Consider the following 17944-nt stretch of genomic DNA (forward strand, 5'->3'; position numbering starts at 1 on the left):
CAATTTAAAAAAACTATTCATCAGAATTATCATTAAAAATAAAGTTGAAACCAAACTGAAATGCCATACTATTGGCTTTTGAAACGTCTTTGAATTCCAGAACATTATTGACGAGAACATACATATTAAGTTTTCCAAGAGTACCTGAAAGTCCCAAACCTATATTTTTACTAGAATAAGAGTCAATTGTATAAGTAGCCTTAACATCTAACTTTTCAAAAATACTACGTCTGTAAAAAGCAGTTACCGCCACAAAAGGTTCGACTGGTAAAGCCATAGCAAACAACTGCCCTCCTACACCGTTGACATATTTTCGGGTTACTTTTCCTTTGCAATTACAGTCTTCATCTGAACGTGATTCGCCAAAGGAGTACTGCAGGGAAGAATAGAATTTTGTTGGTCTGCGGGTAGTGTATTTATTGTAAAGTGTATCTCGTGGTATTGCCTTATCAAAGTCATCAAAGATATTCTTCGGTTCGTTTGAATTCGTAAAATCAGGATTTACACCTTCATATTGATACGTTCCTTTATAGGTTAAGGTTTCGATATCTTTTGACTGCCTCACAAAACCCAGATCGACAATACTTCCGGTAAACTGAAGATTATCTTTAAAATAATACGTAAATCCTGCGTCAAGCCCTAAGCCAAGACTTCCGTTAAAAAAAGTATTGTGTATAATATCTTTTGGAATACTTCCTTCATACTCGTCTTTTGTAAATGTAGCGATCCCGGATGTCCTTATTTCTAAATTAGAAGATATTACCTGATTATACAAATTAGGGGTTCCGGCTGCCTGACCGGTATAAATAAACCCTGAATTTCGGGTTGATGTTGCATTTGCTCCACTGGAATAAATTTTGGCGCGACCACCGAGTACCAATTTCTCACTCAGCTTTTTATGAAAGCCTACATGAAAAACCGAGAGTATTTCAGCTTTCATGTTTAAATCAGCCAAATTGAACGATTTCCCAATATAATCCTTGTTTCCGTTTAATGCCAGCACTCCAAGATCCTTAGGAACGTACATTAAAAAATCAAATTCCTGATAGGCTCCAAAAGAAATGTATGACTGACTGTCTCTTCCTCCAACTCTAAAACCTCCTGAGAATAACTCGAGCTGCTGATTAATCTGGGTTTTATCTTTGCTTGATGATTTATTAATGACATTTCGGATTTTATCATTAAAATCTACCCCATTATTGGCAAATAAATCATACGCAGAAAAGCTACTTGAACCCAAATTTGCTGAAACTCCAGATAAAACAGGAACTCCAAAATAAAATTTATAAGCAACATCAGCACCCGGATTCACAAGCGAGGATTGTGGAATGGCGGTAAAATTATACAGCACTTCTTTATTTTGAGCAAAACAAGAGAGTTGAAACACCAATATTAAAATCAGATGTAACTTTCTCATTCGATTACCATATAAGCAGTTGCACTTGAACGTAATTTTAAACTTCCTGCACTGTTTCCGTTTAAAGGCGGACCCGGTGCCATTACAACTACAAACCCAAGCTTTCTGGACTGTTTTAATAAATCTAATCGCTGATTTTCGAATACTTCGGTGGGATATTTTATGACATTACTACCTCCCGAATAGGCAGGAACAGCAAGTGTAATAGTTTGAAGAATTTGATTATTATCGTTTAGAAGTAATATATTGAGTGTAAAAGCTCTGTTTATGGTATTCTCCATTTCAAAATCAAACTCAGCTTTAACGAGATTGTCCTTAAAAAATTTTTCTTTAAAAATCTCAAAATCCTGAACATCAAAACCTATTTGCTGTTCGGTTCCATTGTCTATAAACGAAGCTGCGGGGACATCAAAATAAGCCAAATTAGCCACAAAAGCAGGTTCTAACTTTAAGTCTTTAGTCTGATCAAAGTCCAAATCACTGGAACATGAAGAAATAAAGATGCATAAGAATAGTATTTGAGAAATTCTGTTTATAAAATGTAGTCTCATGGTATTTATACATTATCTAAATACTAACAACGATAATTTGCTATCACTTATTATTTGTCTTTGCTAAGTAAATATAGTTATTTTCTAATGAAATTTCCCAAACAATTTTGATGCTTCATTGTATGCACTCTCAAAACTTAAAGAGTTCAGGCCCGTGCCTTTTTTATTGGAGGTAAAATAAGAGATCAGCTTTTCGGTAGGCATGTTACCTGTGAGCTTATCTGTTGCCATTGGACAGCCGCCAAACCCCTGAATAGCCCCGTCAAAACGGGTACAACCAGCTTTCGAAGCGGCATCTATTTTCTCAAACCAGCTGTTTGGAGTAGTATGCAAATGTGCTCCAAACTCAATTTGCGGATACTTCGGAATCAAATTTGAAAAAAGACACGTGATTACTTCCGGTGTAGAACTACCAACAGTATCGGAAAGAGATAATATTTTAACCCCCATTCCGGCCAGCTTCTCTGTCCATTCACCTACGATCTCTACATTCCACGGATCACCATAAGGATTTCCGAAACCCATTGAAAGATAGGTAACGACTTCCTTGTTTTTCTGATCGGCGATTTCAAGAATTTCTTCGAGAGTAACTAAAGATTCGGCTATTGTTTTATGTGTGTTTCGCATCTGAAAATTTTCAGATATCGAAAAAGGAAATCCTAAATACCGAATAGGCTCATGCGCTGCAGCCAGCGATGCTCCTTGTGTATTGGCAATAATCGCTAACAATTTACTTGTGGTTTGCGATAAATCAAGTTGCGACAAAACTTCAGCAGTATCCTGCATTTGAGGAATCGCTTTTGGAGACACAAAACTTCCAAAATCAATAGTATCAAAACCCACTCTCAACAGAGCCTGTATATACGAAACCTTATTTTGGGTAGGTATGAAAGTTTTGATGCCTTGCATAGCATCACGTGGACATTCGATAATCTTGATTTCTTTATTCAAAGCTTACTCTTTTATAGTGGCTAAGTTAGTTTCTTTTTTAAAGAAATAAAAGTTATAATTTTCTTTAATTACATTACAGGATAAAGTAACATTTCATTATGTTACACAAAAACGTAACAATTTACAATGTTACACAAAAACGTAACATTGAAAAAATATTAACTACATTTGTAATACTATTATTATTCTTTTTATTTATATTTGAAGCTATGACTAGTGTAATTACAGGAGATATAATCGATTCCAGAAAGCAAAAATCAAAAGACTGGGTAACATCCTTAAAGGAGGTCTTATCTCCTTTTGGAGAAACACCTCTCCAATGGGAAATTTACAGAGGGGATGAATTTCAAATTGAAATAAAGAATCCTGAAGAAGCTTTATTGGCCGCCATTCTCATCAAAGCACATTTAAAAACCCTAAAACTGGATGCCCGAATGAGTATTGGTATTGGAAATAAAACACATGATGCTGAAAAAATTTCTGAAAGCAATGGTTCTGCCTTTATACACTCGGGTGAACTTTTTGAGACTTTAAAGAAACTAAAAGTAAGTTTAGCGCTGCGAACCGGCGATACTGTTATCGATGAAAAAATGAATTTAATGATTCAGCTTGCTCTCACTTTTATGGATAATTGGCCAGCTCAATCTGCCGAATTTGTAGCAATTGCAATAGAAAATCCAAGTTTGTCACAAGAGGAATTAGCCCCGAAATTAGGGATAAAAAGAGCCGCAGTAAGCCGAAGACAAAAACGAGCTCAATTTGATTTAGTATTAAATTTAGATCGCTATTTCAGAACACAAATAAAACAACTTGCAACGTTATGATTTTATTTATAAAACTACTTTTAGCACATTTACTAGGTGATTTTATAGCGCAGCCCAACTCATGGGTAGCCGACAAAGAAGCCAAAAAACATAAAAGTATTTATTTATATCTTCATATTCTTTTACATGGGATTTTAGCAGCCATTTTGGTTGGAGAAATCCAATTTCTCCCATATGCATTTCTTATTGCCGTATCTCATGGCATTATTGATTTAATCAAACTCCATTTCCAGAAAAACAAAACGAAACGCAGTTGGTTTATAGTAGACCAATTGATGCACATCCTAGTTTTAATTGGGGTTGTTTTTGTCTACCAGGACGAAACAATCAATTTTCATTGGTTCAACAATCAATTTTGGATTCTAGGGACAGGAGTTTTACTCCTTACAAAACCAACTTCTATTCTCATTAAAACAATTATCTCGATTTGGAATCCCGAAAGTCAAAATAGCCACAATGAAAATTCACTCTCCAAAGCAGGAAATTACATTGGTATCTTAGAAAGGTTGTTTGTCTTCTGCTTTATCTTAACAGGCCATTTTGAAGCTATAGGTTTTTTATTGGCAGCTAAATCAATTTTTAGATTTGGAGATCTAAAAGAAGCAAAAGACAGAAAACTCACCGAGTACGTCATGATTGGTACTTTGATGAGTTTTGGAACTGCTATTATTACAGGATTAATTGTTCAGGCGCTGCTTTTACAATTGTGCTAAAACCTTTTTATTGATTGCTTTTATCAAGGCAGGACCTTCATAAATAAAACCTGTATACAATTGAACCAGACTGGCTCCTGCATTTAGTTTTTCGATCGCATCATCTTCAGTATGAATTCCACCTACTCCAATAATTGGAAAAGCTTTATTGCTTTTTTCCGAAAGAAAACGAATCACCTCAGTCGAACGTTTCGTTAATGGTTTTCCTGACAGTCCTCCAGTTTCAGTCTGGTTAGCAGACTGCAATCCGTCGCGGGAAATTGTAGTATTCGTTGCAATTACACCTGCAATCTGAGTAGTTTTTACAATATCAATAATATCGAGTAATTGCTCATCTGTAAGATCCGGAGCAATTTTTAATAAAATTGGTTTTATTTTTTGTGTGCTTGTTTTTTGCTTCTCCACGTTTCTGTTTTGCAGCGTTTGCAACAAAGCTGTCAAAGGCTCTTTGTCTTGCAGAGCACGTAAATTTGGCGTATTTGGCGAACTTACATTCACCACAAAATAATCTACATGATCAAACAAAGTATCAAAACAAATGATATAATCATTAACTGCATCTTCGTTTGACGTAACTTTGTTCTTCCCAATATTACCACCAATTAAAACTCCCGAATTCTTTTTCAAACGTTCTAAAGCTTCCAGAACTCCGCCATTATTAAATCCCATTCGGTTAACAATCGCTTGATCTTCTTTCAATCGAAACAAACGTTTTTTAGGATTTCCTTCCTGTCCAACAGGAGTCACGGTACCAATCTCAATAAAACCAAATCCAAAATCCGATAATTCTTTATACAACTTGGCATCTTTATCGAATCCCGCAGCCAATCCTACCGGGTTTTTAAATTTAATTCCAAAAACTTCGCGCTCCAAACGGCTATCTTTTACTTCGTAAATCGATCTGATAATTGATGAAACACCAGGGATTTTTGAAATGAATTTAACAAATGAAAAAGTAAAGCAATGTACTTCTTCCGGATCAAACCAAAAAAGTATTGGGCGAATTATCAATTTATACATAGTAGTGTGTTGTTGTTTTTTTGGATGCAAATTTAAATATAATACTTGAAAGTGACTATGATTTATAGAAAACTGTTTCTAACATTCTTTTCCCATATATGACACTGAAAACAAACACGTAGCAATTGAAACGCAACAGAGCAAAAAAAAAAAAATAATAGTAATTCTATAAAATAAATATAGTTATATTAAATCCTCTTTTAAACTTTATTCTTAATTTTACCCCAACTACTATACTCCATAAAAACACTTATGATGAAAAATAAAACTGCCTGGATATTCGCAATCCTAATCCTCTTCGTTATTACAATTGCTTATGGCTACACAAAGCTTATTGTGCCGAAACAGACATTAGCTGCAATGAATTGTGTAGAAACTCCGAATCCAGCAGAAGTTTCATTATTCAAACCAACAATCGAAAACAAAAACAAACCTTCCGGTAAAGCTCCAGCAGGAATGGTTTGGATTCCCGGTGGAGAATTCTCTATGGGCAGCAATGTTGAAGACGAAAGCTTGTGCAGCATAAAAGGAGTCACGAAAGATGCCGCCCCAATACATCGCGTTTATGTAGATGGATTTTATATGGATAAAACCGAAGTTACAAATGATCAGTTTGAAGCTTTTGTAAAAGCAACCGGTTATATCACTTTTGCCGAAATAAAACCTACACCTGAAGAATATCCGGATGTGCCATTAGAAAACCTTGTTGCCGGATCGGCTGTATTTACCCCTACACCTGCCAAAGTAGATTTAAACAACTACATGCAATGGTGGTCTTACGTACGCGGTGCAGACTGGAGACATCCGGAAGGAGCCGGAAGTTCTATAAAAGGAAAAGGCAGCTACCCAGTTGTACAAATTTCTTATGATGATGCTGCTGCTTACGCAAAGTGGGCCGGAAAAAGATTACCAACAGAAGCCGAATGGGAATTCGCAGCCCGTGGTGGGAAATCAGGCGAATTGTATGCTTGGGGAAACACCCTAAAACCTAAAGGAAAATTTCAGGCCAACATATACCAGGGACATTTTCCGACAGAAAAGGGAGACACCGGCGAAGATGGCTATATCGGTATTGCGCCAACTGCAAAATTTGCACCCAATTCTTACGGTCTTTATGATATAGGAGGAAACGTCTGGGAATGGACAAACGACTGGTATACTGCAGACTATTACAAAGTAATAAGCGAAAACGGCCAGGTTGCCAAAAACCCACAGGGTCCTGAATCTTCTTATGATCCCGGAGAACCAAACTTACCTAAAAAAGTACAGCGTGGCGGATCCTTTTTATGTACCGATCAGTATTGCACACGCTACATGGTAGGCACTAGAGGAAAAGGGGATTACAAATCACCCGCAAACCACATTGGCTTTAGATGTGTCAAATAAGTTTTTTTTAGCTAGCAAATTAGCACAAATTAAAACACATCTCATATCTCTTACAAATCCAATTTCACAAATTTAAACTAGTGAAATTGAATTTTAACTTTAAATATCCAACGCAGATCAGTGAAATTTTTAGTAAACTTTTTTCAGTCTAATTTACAGTTTTCATAATTTGGAGCTTTACAACGCTTAACTATTTACTTATATTTGCCTAAAAATAAAAAAAATGCAACATATCATAGATCGTTTTATTAGTTATGTAACTATTGATACTGAATCAGATCCAAATTCAAAGACAACGCCAAGCACAGAAAAACAATGGAATCTTGCCAATAAACTAGTTGAAGAACTAAAAACAATTGGCTTATCAGATGTCACCATAGACGACAAAGCCTATATCATGGCTACATTACCTTCTAATGTTGATCACGAAGTTCCTACAATTGGTTTTGTATCTCATTTTGACACTTCTCCGGATTTTAGCGGAGCCAATATAAAACCTCAAATCGTTGAAAATTACGATGGAAAAGACATCCTTTTAAATGCTGAAAAAAACATTGTTTTATCACCAAACTACTTTAAGGATTTATTACAATACAAAGGACAAACCATTATTACTACGGATGGAACTACTTTGCTGGGAGCCGACGACAAGGCAGGAATTACCGAAATTGTCTCAGCGATGGAATACTTAATTCAGCATCCTGAAATCAAACACGGAAAAATCAGAATTGGTTTTACTCCTGACGAAGAAATTGGTCGCGGTGCGCATCATTTTGATGTGAAAAAATTTGGTGCTGCATGGGCCTATACTATGGATGGAAGCCAGATTGGCGAGTTAGAATATGAAAATTTTAATGCAGCCGGAGCTAAAATCACCTTTAAAGGGAAAAGCGTTCACCCGGGTTATGCCAAGGGAAAAATGATCAATTCGATGTTGATTGCCAACGATTTCATCAACGAACTTCCTAAAGGAGAAACTCCTCAAGAAACCAAAGGCTATGAAGGTTTTTTCCATGTCCACCACCTTACCGGAAGTATTGAAGAAACTGTTTTAGAATTGATCATTCGCGATCACAACAAGAAAAAATTCGAAAAACGTAAAGACCTAATTGCTAAAATTACTAAAAAAATCAATAAGAAATTTGCGAAACAATTTGGAGAAGATATTGTAACTGCTGAAGTAAAAGACCAGTACTACAATATGAAAGAAAAAGTACTTCCCGTAAAACACATTGTTGATATTGCCGAAAAAGCAATGCGTGAATTAAACATTAAACCGATCATCAAGCCTATTCGTGGCGGAACTGACGGGTCTCAATTGTCATTTATGGGACTTCCTTGCCCAAATATATTTGCCGGCGGTCATAACTTTCACGGAAAATACGAATATGTTCCTGCCGAAAGCATGCAAAAAGCGACAGCTGTCATTGTGAAAATTGCTGAATTAACCGCAATTCCAGGCATTTTTGACGCACCTGAAAAGCCAAAAAGAAAAAAATAAACTAACAAGGAATATGTCTGATAAAAAACACGTTTGGGACAAAGTCAATAGCTGGGAAAAAGAACTCCTTTTCCTAAAATCGATTATTGATAAGACCGAACTGATTGAAACTGTAAAATGGGGCGGCCCAGTTTATGTTTACAACAAAAAAAATGTTATCGGCATAGGAGGTTTTAAAGAGTACTTTACGATTTGGTTCTTTAATGGCGTTTTTTTGAAAGATGAGGAAAAAAAGCTCATCAATGCTCAGGAAGACAAAACAAAATCTTTGCGTCAATGGCGTTTTACTTCAAAAAACGAAGTAAACGAAGCAGACGTTCTCGACTATATTTTAGAAGCTATTGAGAACGAAAAACAAGGCAAAATCATCAAATCCACAAAAAAAGAAGCTATTGTTTCTGAACTTTTTCAAAAAGAAACAGCTCAGAATCCCGCTTTAGCAGAAGCATTTCAGAAATTCAGTGCTTACAAGCAATATGAATTTCTCGAATACATTGAAACGGCTAAGCAGGACAAAACCAAACTTTCAAGAATTGAAAAAGTAATTCCGATGATATTACAAAACATCGGACTGAATGATAAATACAGATAGGAGGTAAATTTCAATTTTTGAAAAATTCCAAACTCCAAATTCCAAGCTAAAAAAAACCTTTATCAAAGTTTTAAACTTTGATAAAGGTTTTTTTTTACGCAAAGACGAGTCATTTAGGAACGAGGAATCTTCGAAAGCAGCTCGACAAAGATTAAGGAATCACTATGTGGAGTTTCTTACGGAGATCCCTCCTTCCTCGGGATGACAATATTGCGGTTACTTTTGCTGAATTGGATTATGTGATTTCTCCTTTCAGTAGAAATGACAATTAAAAAAAATCCCAAACTCCTGTATTGGAATTTGGGATTTTTAATATTGTAATTTAAAAAATTAAGCTTTTTTCAAAGCAGCACTCATTTCCATAGAAATTGCCGAACGCTCAATTTTTAATTTTCCGGACATTGTTTCAATTACTGCACTTGTATCAGCAAGTTCAACGATTTTTCCGTGAAAACCACTTTTAGTAATTATTTTATCACCTACTTTCAGGCTGCTTTCAAATTCTTTTTCGTTTTTTACTCTTTTCTGTTGTGGTCTGATCATAAAGAAATACAACACTACAAACATTAGTAAATAAGGCGCAAATTTCATCAAATCTTGCATAGTATTCAGTTTTTATTTTTGTTATTAATATTTACGTTTTAAGCTCCCATAACTTCACTTGAAGCGACGTCATCAACGAGAGTTTAGAATTTATTTATAAAAATCCGGTATCAATTACATCAACCCACGTCCTACTTTAACCATTTTTTTATTCGCTGTAAGCTCTTTAACAAGGTTATCTAAAATTCCGTTGATAAAAATACTACTTTTTGGCGTAGAATACTCTTTCGCAATTTCTAAATATTCGTTAAGAGTTACTTTTACTGGAATTGAAGGGAATTTCAGAAACTCACAAATTGCCATTTTCAAGATAATAGTATCAATTTCAGCAATCCTTTCACTGTCCCAGTTTGGTGTTTTATCATCATATTCTTTTGCCAGAACCGATTCATTTAAAACTGTTCTTCTAAACAAGTCTTTAGCAAAATCCTTATCCTCAACATCTTTGTACAACTTAGGCACTCTAAAATCATCCGGATCTTCAGTTTTTATAGCCTTCAATTGTTTGATGATATGCGTATTTACAACAGGAATATCATCCACCCAGGTTAATTTATCATCCTCTAAATACTCATATAATTTTTCATTTGGAACAATTACATCTGCAAACAAATCAATTACAAATTGTCTGTCTTCTTCAAAAGTATTTGTTGTAGTGCTCATGTATTTAGCATACAATTCGCTTGATTTGATATCATTTAAAAGCAAAATGATATAATCGTCGTTCAGATTCCAGTTGTTGATTTTACGATTTTCTAAAGCAATACTAAGCGAATTACTTTCGGCAAGAAGTTGAAAAATTTTGTTTTTTACGAATTTTTCATTTGGATTACGTTCTGCAGCAGTTGCAAGATGTTTTTTACTTGAAAGATGTAAAAAAACAGATTCTTTTTTGCAAATTTCAATCAATGAAGAAAGCATTATAAGATATAGATCCTGAATATTATCAATACTGTAAAAAAGAAACTTCTCTTCTTTTTCCATATTATCAGAACCGCTTTGATGCATTGCATAAATGGATTGCATTACTTTAACGCGTATGTGTCTTCTATTTACCACCTTGTAAGAACATTTAAAAATTAGTCTGCAAAAGTATGAATTTCGCAGTTGATATTAAAATTAATTTGTAAAAAAGTATTTCGTTAAGTCTTAGTTTTCAGTCTCAGTCTTCAGTGATTTAGAAACCGCATAAAAAAAGTCTCAGTTTTCAGTCTCAGTTTTCACTTTTTGCGAAACTGAGACTAAAAACTGAGACTGTTAACTTAAAAAATTATTTTTTAGCGTTTTCAATTCTTCTCAAATCGATACGATTTTGAGCAATTGTAAGCGCTGCTTTGTGTGTTGTCATTCCGTTTTTCACAGCGTAATCGATAATCTCTAAAGTTGTATTATAGATATTTTCGGTTTTTGTCATGATTTCAGCTTTACCGTAATGCTCTAATTCAGCATATACGTTGATAATTCCACCAGCGTTGATTAAGAAATCAGGAGCATATAAAATACCTCTTTCTTGTAATCTTGCTCCGTGAATATTTTCGTCAGCCAACTGATTGTTAGCTGCTCCTGCAATAACTTTAGCTTTAATTTTATCTACTGTTGCATCATTAATGATTGCTCCCATAGCACATGGTGCATAAATATCAACATCAGCTGTATACAAATCTTCACCAGAATAGATTGAAGCATTGTATTTTGAAGCTACCTGATATAATTTCTCTTCATTGATATCAGTAATTGTAACGATTGCTCCTTCTTTAGTTAAATACTCTACTAAAGCTTCACCTACGTGACCAATTCCCTGAACTAAAACTTTTTTACCTTCTAAAACATCAGTACCAAACTGACTTTTAGCAGCAGCTTTCATTCCTAAATAAACACCGTAAGCTGTTATTGGAGAAGGATTTCCTGAACCACCTCTTTCTTCAGAAATACCCGTAACATAAGGCGTTACATCTCTAACAGTGTCCATATCTTTTGTTTCCATTCCAACATCCTCAGCAGTAATATATCTACCACCTAAGGAGTGAACAAACTCACCAAACTTACGCATTAATTCAGGTGTTTTTTGCGTTTTAGCATCACCAATAATTACTGCTTTACCTCCACCGATATTTAATCCGGTAATAGCAGATTTATATGTCATACCTCTTGAAAGACGCAAAACATCGTTTAATGCTTCCCATTCAGTATTGTAATTCCACATTCTAGTACCTCCCAAAGCTGGTCCCATAACCGAATTATGAATACCAATAATTGCTTTTAAACCTGTATCTTTGTCGTTGCAAAATACAATTTGTTCGTGATCGTCAAAAGACAATTGACCAAAAACAGGATCCATTTTTTGAAGTTCTTTTCCAGTTGCGAAAGTTGCATCCATAGCGCTACTATATTATTTGTTAAAATTATGAATTTGTCAAAAAGACTTCTCAAATTTATACAAAAAATATACATGTGCTAATTTATTATCTTTAAAATAACAATCTAACAATCGTTTTGTTTTGATAAATTTATACATTACATTAATTTTTATTCATAATATTTTACAAAATCAAAACATTTTAACATTGAATCTCTTAAAAAAATGAAAGAATTAAGTTATTTAAACAAATATTTTATCAAATATAAATATAGTTTCTCTTTAGGAATTTTAATCACTATAATCGCACAAATATTCTCTTTATTCACTCCAAAGTTAATTAGCAAGTCGCTAAATGCCATTGAAAAGTTTGATAAATTACCCGAAGCCGATCAGACTTCTCAAATAGTTATCAATACTTACCGCGAAGGATTAATTCATAACGTACTGCTAATCATAGCTACTACCATTGTTGCCGGTTTTCTAACGTTCTTAATGCGTCAGACTTTAATTGTAATGTCACGTCATATCGAGTTTGATTTAAAAAATGAGGTTTTCAAACAATATGAAAAACTCTCGCAGAACTTTTACAAACAAAATCGCACCGGAGATTTAATGAACCGTATTAGCGAAGATGTTTCAAAAGTTCGTATGTATGTGGGCCCTGCGGTAATGTATACTATCAATACTTTTATTCGTTTCGCCATTGTCATTATATATATGTATAATGTTTCACCATTACTGACACTTTATACTATTTTACCTTTACCAATTCTTTCCTATTGCATTTTCAAACTAAGTTCAGAAATCAATAAAAGAAGCACCACCTTTCAACAGTATTTATCTAAAGTATCCAGTTTTACGCAGGAAATTTTTTCGGGTATCCGAGTTATAAAAGCCAACTCACTGGAGAATCAGCACCAGAACAATATGATCGCTTTGGCGGATGAAAGCAAAAAAAAGAGTTTAGATTTAGCCAAAGTTCAATCCCTATTTGGCCCTTTGATGATTGCCTTAATCGGAATCAGTAATCTGGTGGTAATCTATTTTGGCGGTGTAATGTACATTAACGGAACGATTCCGAATATCGGTACTATTGCCGAATTTATTCTATATGTGAACATGCTAACCTGGCCTGTGGCTTCATTAGGATGGGTTTCGTCTATGGTTCAGGAGGCAGAAGCGTCACAGAAGCGTTTAAACGAATTTTTAAAGATTGAGCCTGAAATAAAAAACAAAAACGAAAATCATTCTGACATTCAGGGCACGATTGCCTTTGAAAATGTAAGTTATACCTATGAAGACACCAATATCGAGGCACTGAAAAATGTTACTTTTACAGTCAAAAAAGGAGAAACATTGGCCATTTTAGGAAAAACAGGCTCCGGAAAATCTACAATATTATCGCTCATCTCACGTTTGTATGATGTAACCGAGGGTAAAATCACGATCGACCAGAACGAAATCAGCAGTTTAAACCTGTATGATTTGCGAAATAATGTTGGCATTGTACCTCAAGACGCTTTTTTATTTTCGGACACTATTAAAAACAATATAAAATTTGGTAATCAGGACGCTACAGATGAAGAAGTAATCGAGGCCGCCAAGAATGCGGTAGTTCACGATAATATTATTGCTTTTAACAAACAATACGACACGATTTTGGGAGAAAGAGGGATCACTCTCTCTGGCGGACAAAAGCAACGTGTGTCTATTGCGCGCGCCATTATTAAAAATCCGGCAATTTTACTTTTTGACGATTGTTTGTCGGCAGTAGATACAGAAACAGAAGAAACGATTTTAAGCAATTTATTTGAAATTTGTAAAGATAAAACTACAATTATAGTAAGTCACCGGGTATCATCTGCAAAGAACGCCGATAAAATAATCATCCTGGAAGACGGTAGGATCATTCAACAAGGCTCTCATAATCAATTAATAAATCAGGAAGGCTATTATGCATCGTTATATTTAAAACAACTTTCGGAAAAAGAATTACTTTAATTGTTGCGTAATCGATAATTTTTTATGATTTTTGAGTACTATTAATTCCAAAAATGATAGAACGTATTATGAGAGAAAATGACATGTTAGAAAAAGAAGAGATTTTTTCTAAAGTATTACGAGCAGGAAGAAGAACTTATTTCTTTGATGTGAGAGCTACTAAAGCTGACGATTATTATATCACAATTACCGAAAGTAAAAAATTTACTGAGGAGGATGGTTCTTTTCATTTTAAAAAACACAAAATCTACTTGTACAAAGAAGACTTTAGTGCTTTTGCCGAAATACTAGAAGAAATGACTTCGTACGTCTTGAACCACAAAGGCGAAGAAGTAATTTCTGAAAGACACCAAAAAGATTTCAAAAAAGAATACGGTTCTGACAAACCCGAAGGGCAAAGAACCAGTTTTACCGATATTGATTTTGACGATATTTAGTCAAAAAATTACTTTTTAAAAGTTTAAGTCCATTCTGTTTGACATTTTGGACTTTTTTTAAATCTTTAAACTCGACCATTTTAGTCGATATTTATCTATTGTCCGATAGAGACGATATTCAAATATTTTTATAAAAACACCAGAAATGGAAACGCAACTATTAATTCTACCTGGACTTGGAAATTCTGGGGACAAACACTGGCAAACGTTTTGGCATAAAAAGTTCAAAAATGCAACTCGAATTGTTCACGATGAGTGGGACGAGCCTATCCGTGAGGAATGGCTTAAACGCTTAAACGAAGAAATTTCAAAACTGAACAGCCCTACTGTACTTGTAGCGCATAGTTTAGCTGTTTCACTTGTCCTGCACTGGGCACAGACAAACCAAAATCCAAATATTGTTGGAGCCTTGCTCGTAGCTCCTGCCGATGTAGATTCACCTCAACATACCCCCGATTCTATTCGGAACTTTTCGCCAATGCCCATTTCAAAATTGCCTTTTCCATCAATTGTAGTAGCAAGCGAAAATGATCCTTACGCGACTTTTGAAAGAAAAAAATATTTTGCCGAAATGTGGGGAAGTGATTTGGTTAACGTAGGACAAAAAGGACACATCAACTCCGATTCAGACTTAAAATACTGGGAAGAAGGACAATTGATTTTGGAACAATTGATCGAGAAAATTGGATAGTTCTCAGTCACAGTCTCAGTTTGCAGTCGCATACTGAAAACTGAGACTGTAAACTGAAACTGTAAACTGCGACTAAAAAAAATCACCCGATTCTTAATCCGTTTTCTATTTTAAAATCGGGAGCGAGTAAAATAACATCTCCTTCCTTGCCTATGGCGCCAAGAACCAGACATTCGCTCATAAATTTTCCAATTTGTTTTCTGGGAAAATTTACTACTGAGATAATTTGTCGGTTTAACAAATCTTCTTTTTTATAATGTGTCGTTATCTGGGCGGATGATTTACGGATTCCAATTTCAGAACCAAAATCAATCGTAAGCTGATAGGCCGGTTTTCTTGCTTCGGGGAAATCATTTACTTCAATAATAGTTCCGACACGCATATCTGTTTTTTCAAATTCATTCCAGGTTAAGTCCATTTTTGCTTCAGTATTTGATGATTTACAAACCTATTAATTTTGTAATTATTATCCCTAATTCTATAACTGCTTTTTTTGAGTAGCTTCTAACTTTACGCATCAAATTGGTACGCTAACGCAAAAAAAATATAAAAATGGAAAATAACACCCTAAATAACAGTACCTCCCTTAGAGATTCTGACTTTGATATTCAACTTTTAAATACCGATAAATATATAGAAACTGCCAAAAACATAAAGCTATACGTAAAAGATTACGGAAAAGGTAAACCGGTAATTCTAATTCATGGCTGGCCGCTTTCGAATGAAATGTGGGAATATCAAATTGATTTTCTGGTTCAGAATAATTATCGCGTCATCGCTTATGACCGTCGTGGATTTGGCAAGTCATCACAACCTTACGACGGCTATGATTATGATACGCTAACTGATGATTTAAAAGAAATAATAGAGCAACTTCAATTAGAAAACGTTACTCTCGTAGGATTCTCAATGGGCGGTGGTGAAGTGGTTCGCTACTTTAGTCGTTATGGTGGTAAAGCCGTTACAAAAGCCGCATTAATTTCTTCTATCATTCCGTTCTTATTACAAACCCATGATAATCCTGATGGACATCCGAAAGAGAAAAGTGAAATTACAGCAAATACCATCAAAGAAGACCGAATTGGTTTTATTGATAATTTTGGCAAGACCTTTTTTGGTATCAACATCATCAACAGACCTTTAAGCACGCCCCTATTAGAATACTACAGAATGTTGTGTTCTTTTGCTTCACCGCGTGCTACGTTAAAATGTGCCGAATCTTTTTCTTTCACTGATTTTAGGGACGAACTGGATACTGTAAAAGTGCCTACTTTAATTATCCATGGTGATGATGACAAAATTGTGCCTATTGATCTTACCTCAAAAAAAGCAGCCAAAGCCATTTCTGAAAATAACTTTATTATTTATGAAGGCGCGCCACATGGTTTATTTTACACTCATAAAGATAAATTAAACAAAGATTTATTAGACTTTTTAAACGCCTAATTTATTCCAACTACCACAGATTAATACAATTCTGATGATTTTCCAGCTGCTCGCTAGCAATGCTGTTTAAATTGTATAATCTGTGGTGAAAAATCAAAAACAGGGCTATACGCTTTCTTTTACAGAACTTTAAAGCTATTTTTGAGGAACTTATTTCTACAAAATGGCACGAACTCCTTCAAATATGATTCCCCTTGGAACAATTGCTCCTGGATTCAAATTACGAGATACCAATTCTAATAATGTTTATTCATTTGAAGATTTGAGAGGATCAAAAGGCACTTTGGTTATTTTTATTTGCAACCACTGTCCGTTTGTACTTCATGTTATTAAGGAGGTTGTAATGATTGCCAATGATTATCGTGTACAAGGAATAGGTGTTATTGCGATTTCCAGTAATGATATCGAAAAGTATCCGCAAGATGCTCCTGAATTAATGACTGAATTTGCTTTTCAGAATAAGATCGATTTTCCGTATTTGTATGACGAAAGTCAGGACGTTGCCAAAGCTTATGAAGCCGCCTGTACTCCTGATTTTTATTTATTTGACAATCAGGATCGCCTGTTTTACAGAGGTCAATTAGACGATTCGAGACCTGGGAATGGGATTCCGCTTAGCGGAAGTGATCTTCGTAGCGCTATTGATGCCCTTATTTACAACAGAAGTTTAAAAAATCCTCAAAAACCAAGTATTGGCTGTAACATCAAATGGAAAACAACTCTTTAGTGTTTTCAAAAAGTTTGCTTATCTTTACCAATCCAATTAATTATTTTCCTAGTGATTACTATCAATCTATTTGCAGCTTCCTCGCTATCGTTTTCTCTTATGAGAAGAACGCTTACTGCTGTATTTACTTCACATAGTAAGGCCTTTATCAATTAGGCCTCCGTCTATTTCAATTTCTTCTCTCAGACGGAGGATTTATTTATTAGTTTTCAGCTACAACTTGTAGTCTTCTGTCGCAGTCTCCTTTTAAAGGCCGCCGCTAATGACTTTCATTATAAACTGGATCTGAAAATTCCGAACATTCAAATCACAATAAATTAGAATCGATATGAAACCAACCCCTACATTCTGTAAGACAGATTATCAGTTTTTAAGAGAATTGATACTAAAAAGTAAAAACACAACAAATGCCAAAGAAATTGGACAGCTTTCGCAAGAATTAGACCGCGCCATTATCCGTAAAGAAAGTGAATTGGACGAAACCGTTATACGAATCAATTCGCAGGTCACTATTGAAGATGTAAAAGCAAATAAAAGCATGAAGATTCAGATTGTCCTCCCATCCTTTGCCGATGTAAAAGAGGGAAAAATATCTATTTTAGCACCGCTTAGTGTTGCTATTATTGGCTTTAAAGAAAATGATGTTGTCGATTGGGAATTACCGGCCGGAATAAAAACATTAAAAATAACAGCCGTTAGCAATTCACCTGAAAGCATTTCTTAGT

General features: G+C 34.8%; 19 protein-coding genes. 11 read left to right on the forward strand and 8 right to left on the reverse strand.

Annotated elements, in window-relative coordinates; all coding sequences use genetic code 11:
- Positions 1–13: 13 nt before the first annotated feature.
- The 3 genes from FLA105534_RS15390 to FLA105534_RS15400 all read right to left on the reverse strand — a co-directional run bounded on the left by FLA105534_RS15390 (position 14) and on the right by FLA105534_RS15400 (position 2919).
- Positions 14–1417, reverse strand: coding sequence for a DUF5723 family protein (locus FLA105534_RS15390; protein ID WP_173967004.1), 1404 nt, complete (start codon positions 1415–1417; stop codon positions 14–16).
- Positions 1414–1968 (reverse strand): hypothetical protein, encoded by a 555-nt coding sequence (locus FLA105534_RS15395; RefSeq protein ID WP_173967005.1) that lies wholly within the window; start codon positions 1966–1968, stop codon positions 1414–1416. Before FLA105534_RS15395 ends, FLA105534_RS15390 begins: the two co-directional genes overlap by 4 nt.
- Before the next feature lie 84 nt (positions 1969–2052).
- On the reverse strand, positions 2053–2919 hold the full coding sequence (locus FLA105534_RS15400) for a hydroxymethylglutaryl-CoA lyase (protein WP_173967006.1): 867 nt from the start codon (positions 2917–2919) through the stop codon (positions 2053–2055).
- Between the two features lie 209 nt (positions 2920–3128).
- On the opposite strand from FLA105534_RS15400, the gene FLA105534_RS15405 reads away from it, so the two are divergent.
- Together FLA105534_RS15405 and FLA105534_RS15410 are read left to right on the forward strand one after the other, a co-directional pair.
- Positions 3129–3743: a hypothetical protein gene (locus FLA105534_RS15405; protein WP_173967007.1), complete on the forward strand. Its 615-nt coding sequence runs from the start codon at positions 3129–3131 to the stop codon at positions 3741–3743.
- On the forward strand, positions 3740–4456 hold the full coding sequence (locus FLA105534_RS15410) for a DUF3307 domain-containing protein (protein WP_173967008.1): 717 nt from the start codon (positions 3740–3742) through the stop codon (positions 4454–4456). The genes FLA105534_RS15405 and FLA105534_RS15410 overlap by 4 nt, the downstream gene beginning before the upstream one ends.
- Here the strand turns inward: FLA105534_RS15410 and FLA105534_RS15415 are convergent.
- Entirely contained in the window at positions 4442–5476 is a 1035-nt protein-coding gene (locus FLA105534_RS15415; RefSeq protein WP_173967009.1) for a quinone-dependent dihydroorotate dehydrogenase, read from the reverse strand. The genes FLA105534_RS15410 and FLA105534_RS15415 overlap by 15 nt on opposite strands.
- A gap of 252 nt (positions 5477–5728) precedes the next feature.
- On the opposite strand from FLA105534_RS15415, the gene FLA105534_RS15420 reads away from it, so the two are divergent.
- The 3 genes from FLA105534_RS15420 to FLA105534_RS15430 all read left to right on the forward strand — a co-directional run bounded on the left by FLA105534_RS15420 (position 5729) and on the right by FLA105534_RS15430 (position 8955).
- The gene (locus FLA105534_RS15420; RefSeq protein ID WP_246253254.1) at positions 5729–6862 is read left to right on the forward strand and encodes a formylglycine-generating enzyme family protein; all 1134 of its coding nucleotides are present in this window, start codon (positions 5729–5731) and stop codon (positions 6860–6862) included.
- Positions 6863–7085: 223 nt separating this feature from the next.
- Positions 7086–8363, forward strand: coding sequence for a peptidase T (pepT, locus tag FLA105534_RS15425; protein WP_173967010.1), 1278 nt, complete (start codon positions 7086–7088; stop codon positions 8361–8363).
- Positions 8364–8376: 13 nt separating this feature from the next.
- Complete coding sequence (locus FLA105534_RS15430; RefSeq protein ID WP_173967011.1) at positions 8377–8955, forward strand: YdeI/OmpD-associated family protein; 579 nt, start codon at positions 8377–8379, stop codon at positions 8953–8955.
- Between the two features lie 330 nt (positions 8956–9285).
- Here the strand turns inward: FLA105534_RS15430 and yajC are convergent, their stop codons facing one another.
- The 3 genes from yajC to FLA105534_RS15445 all read right to left on the reverse strand — a co-directional run bounded on the left by yajC (position 9286) and on the right by FLA105534_RS15445 (position 11935).
- Complete coding sequence (yajC, locus tag FLA105534_RS15435) at positions 9286–9558, reverse strand: preprotein translocase subunit YajC (protein ID WP_173967012.1); 273 nt, start codon at positions 9556–9558, stop codon at positions 9286–9288.
- A gap of 114 nt (positions 9559–9672) precedes the next feature.
- The gene (nusB, locus tag FLA105534_RS15440) at positions 9673–10584 is read right to left on the reverse strand and encodes a transcription antitermination factor NusB (protein WP_173967013.1); all 912 of its coding nucleotides are present in this window, start codon (positions 10582–10584) and stop codon (positions 9673–9675) included.
- 244 nt (positions 10585–10828) lie between these two features.
- On the reverse strand, positions 10829–11935 hold the full coding sequence (locus tag FLA105534_RS15445; RefSeq protein WP_281922148.1) for a Glu/Leu/Phe/Val family dehydrogenase: 1107 nt from the start codon (positions 11933–11935) through the stop codon (positions 10829–10831).
- Between the two features lie 204 nt (positions 11936–12139).
- On the opposite strand from FLA105534_RS15445, the gene FLA105534_RS15450 reads away from it, so the two are divergent.
- From FLA105534_RS15450 to FLA105534_RS15460, 3 genes are all read left to right on the forward strand, one after another.
- Positions 12140–13918, forward strand: a complete 1779-nt coding sequence (locus FLA105534_RS15450) for an ABC transporter ATP-binding protein (protein WP_173967014.1) — start codon at positions 12140–12142, stop codon at positions 13916–13918.
- A gap of 68 nt (positions 13919–13986) precedes the next feature.
- Positions 13987–14355, forward strand: coding sequence for a PUR family DNA/RNA-binding protein (locus FLA105534_RS15455; RefSeq protein ID WP_017495419.1), 369 nt, complete (start codon positions 13987–13989; stop codon positions 14353–14355).
- Positions 14356–14500: 145 nt separating this feature from the next.
- Positions 14501–15046, forward strand: coding sequence for an RBBP9/YdeN family alpha/beta hydrolase (locus FLA105534_RS15460; protein WP_173967015.1), 546 nt, complete (start codon positions 14501–14503; stop codon positions 15044–15046).
- Positions 15047–15128: 82 nt separating this feature from the next.
- Here FLA105534_RS15460 and FLA105534_RS15465 read toward each other — a convergent pair whose 3' ends face one another.
- Entirely contained in the window at positions 15129–15464 is a 336-nt protein-coding gene (locus FLA105534_RS15465) for a tRNA-binding protein (protein WP_173967016.1), read from the reverse strand.
- 134 nt (positions 15465–15598) lie between these two features.
- Between FLA105534_RS15465 and FLA105534_RS15470 the strand changes: the two genes are divergently transcribed.
- The 3 genes from FLA105534_RS15470 (at position 15599) to FLA105534_RS15480 (ending at position 17943) form a co-directional block, all read left to right on the forward strand.
- A complete protein-coding gene (locus FLA105534_RS15470; RefSeq protein ID WP_173967017.1) occupies positions 15599–16492 on the forward strand; it encodes an alpha/beta fold hydrolase in 894 nt (297 codons plus the stop codon).
- Positions 16493–16655: 163 nt separating this feature from the next.
- Positions 16656–17219, forward strand: coding sequence for a thioredoxin family protein (locus FLA105534_RS15475; protein WP_173967018.1), 564 nt, complete (start codon positions 16656–16658; stop codon positions 17217–17219).
- Between the two features lie 328 nt (positions 17220–17547).
- Positions 17548–17943: a GreA/GreB family elongation factor gene (locus tag FLA105534_RS15480; RefSeq protein ID WP_173967019.1), complete on the forward strand. Its 396-nt coding sequence runs from the start codon at positions 17548–17550 to the stop codon at positions 17941–17943.
- Position 17944: the final 1 nt, after the last annotated feature.

Source organism: Flavobacterium collinsii (assembly GCF_902804485.1).
In the GTDB taxonomy this organism is placed as follows: Bacteria; Bacteroidota; Bacteroidia; order Flavobacteriales; family Flavobacteriaceae; genus Flavobacterium; species Flavobacterium collinsii.

Excerpts from the sequence above, each read along its gene's own strand:
- FLA105534_RS15390 (WP_173967004.1), bottom strand. The coding sequence starts at position 1,417 with ATGAGAAAGTTACATCTGATTTTAATATTGGTGTTTCAACTCTCTTGT.
- FLA105534_RS15395 (WP_173967005.1), bottom strand. The coding sequence starts at position 1,968 with ATGAGACTACATTTTATAAACAGAATTTCTCAAATACTATTCTTATGC.
- FLA105534_RS15405 (WP_173967007.1), top strand. The coding sequence starts at position 3,129 with ATGACTAGTGTAATTACAGGAGATATAATCGATTCCAGAAAGCAAAAA.
- FLA105534_RS15410 (WP_173967008.1), top strand. The coding sequence starts at position 3,740 with ATGATTTTATTTATAAAACTACTTTTAGCACATTTACTAGGTGATTTT.
- FLA105534_RS15415 (WP_173967009.1), bottom strand. The coding sequence starts at position 5,476 with ATGTATAAATTGATAATTCGCCCAATACTTTTTTGGTTTGATCCGGAA.
- FLA105534_RS15420 (WP_246253254.1), top strand. The coding sequence starts at position 5,729 with ATGATGAAAAATAAAACTGCCTGGATATTCGCAATCCTAATCCTCTTC.
- pepT (WP_173967010.1), top strand. The coding sequence starts at position 7,086 with ATGCAACATATCATAGATCGTTTTATTAGTTATGTAACTATTGATACT.
- FLA105534_RS15430 (WP_173967011.1), top strand. The coding sequence starts at position 8,377 with ATGTCTGATAAAAAACACGTTTGGGACAAAGTCAATAGCTGGGAAAAA.
- yajC (WP_173967012.1), bottom strand. The coding sequence starts at position 9,558 with ATGCAAGATTTGATGAAATTTGCGCCTTATTTACTAATGTTTGTAGTG.
- nusB (WP_173967013.1), bottom strand. The coding sequence starts at position 10,584 with ATGCAATCCATTTATGCAATGCATCAAAGCGGTTCTGATAATATGGAA.
- FLA105534_RS15445 (WP_281922148.1), bottom strand. The coding sequence starts at position 11,935 with ATGGATGCAACTTTCGCAACTGGAAAAGAACTTCAAAAAATGGATCCT.
- FLA105534_RS15450 (WP_173967014.1), top strand. The coding sequence starts at position 12,140 with ATGAAAGAATTAAGTTATTTAAACAAATATTTTATCAAATATAAATAT.
- FLA105534_RS15455 (WP_017495419.1), top strand. The coding sequence starts at position 13,987 with ATGAGAGAAAATGACATGTTAGAAAAAGAAGAGATTTTTTCTAAAGTA.
- FLA105534_RS15460 (WP_173967015.1), top strand. The coding sequence starts at position 14,501 with ATGGAAACGCAACTATTAATTCTACCTGGACTTGGAAATTCTGGGGAC.
- FLA105534_RS15465 (WP_173967016.1), bottom strand. The coding sequence starts at position 15,464 with ATGGACTTAACCTGGAATGAATTTGAAAAAACAGATATGCGTGTCGGA.
- FLA105534_RS15470 (WP_173967017.1), top strand. The coding sequence starts at position 15,599 with ATGGAAAATAACACCCTAAATAACAGTACCTCCCTTAGAGATTCTGAC.
- FLA105534_RS15475 (WP_173967018.1), top strand. The coding sequence starts at position 16,656 with ATGGCACGAACTCCTTCAAATATGATTCCCCTTGGAACAATTGCTCCT.
- FLA105534_RS15480 (WP_173967019.1), top strand. The coding sequence starts at position 17,548 with ATGAAACCAACCCCTACATTCTGTAAGACAGATTATCAGTTTTTAAGA.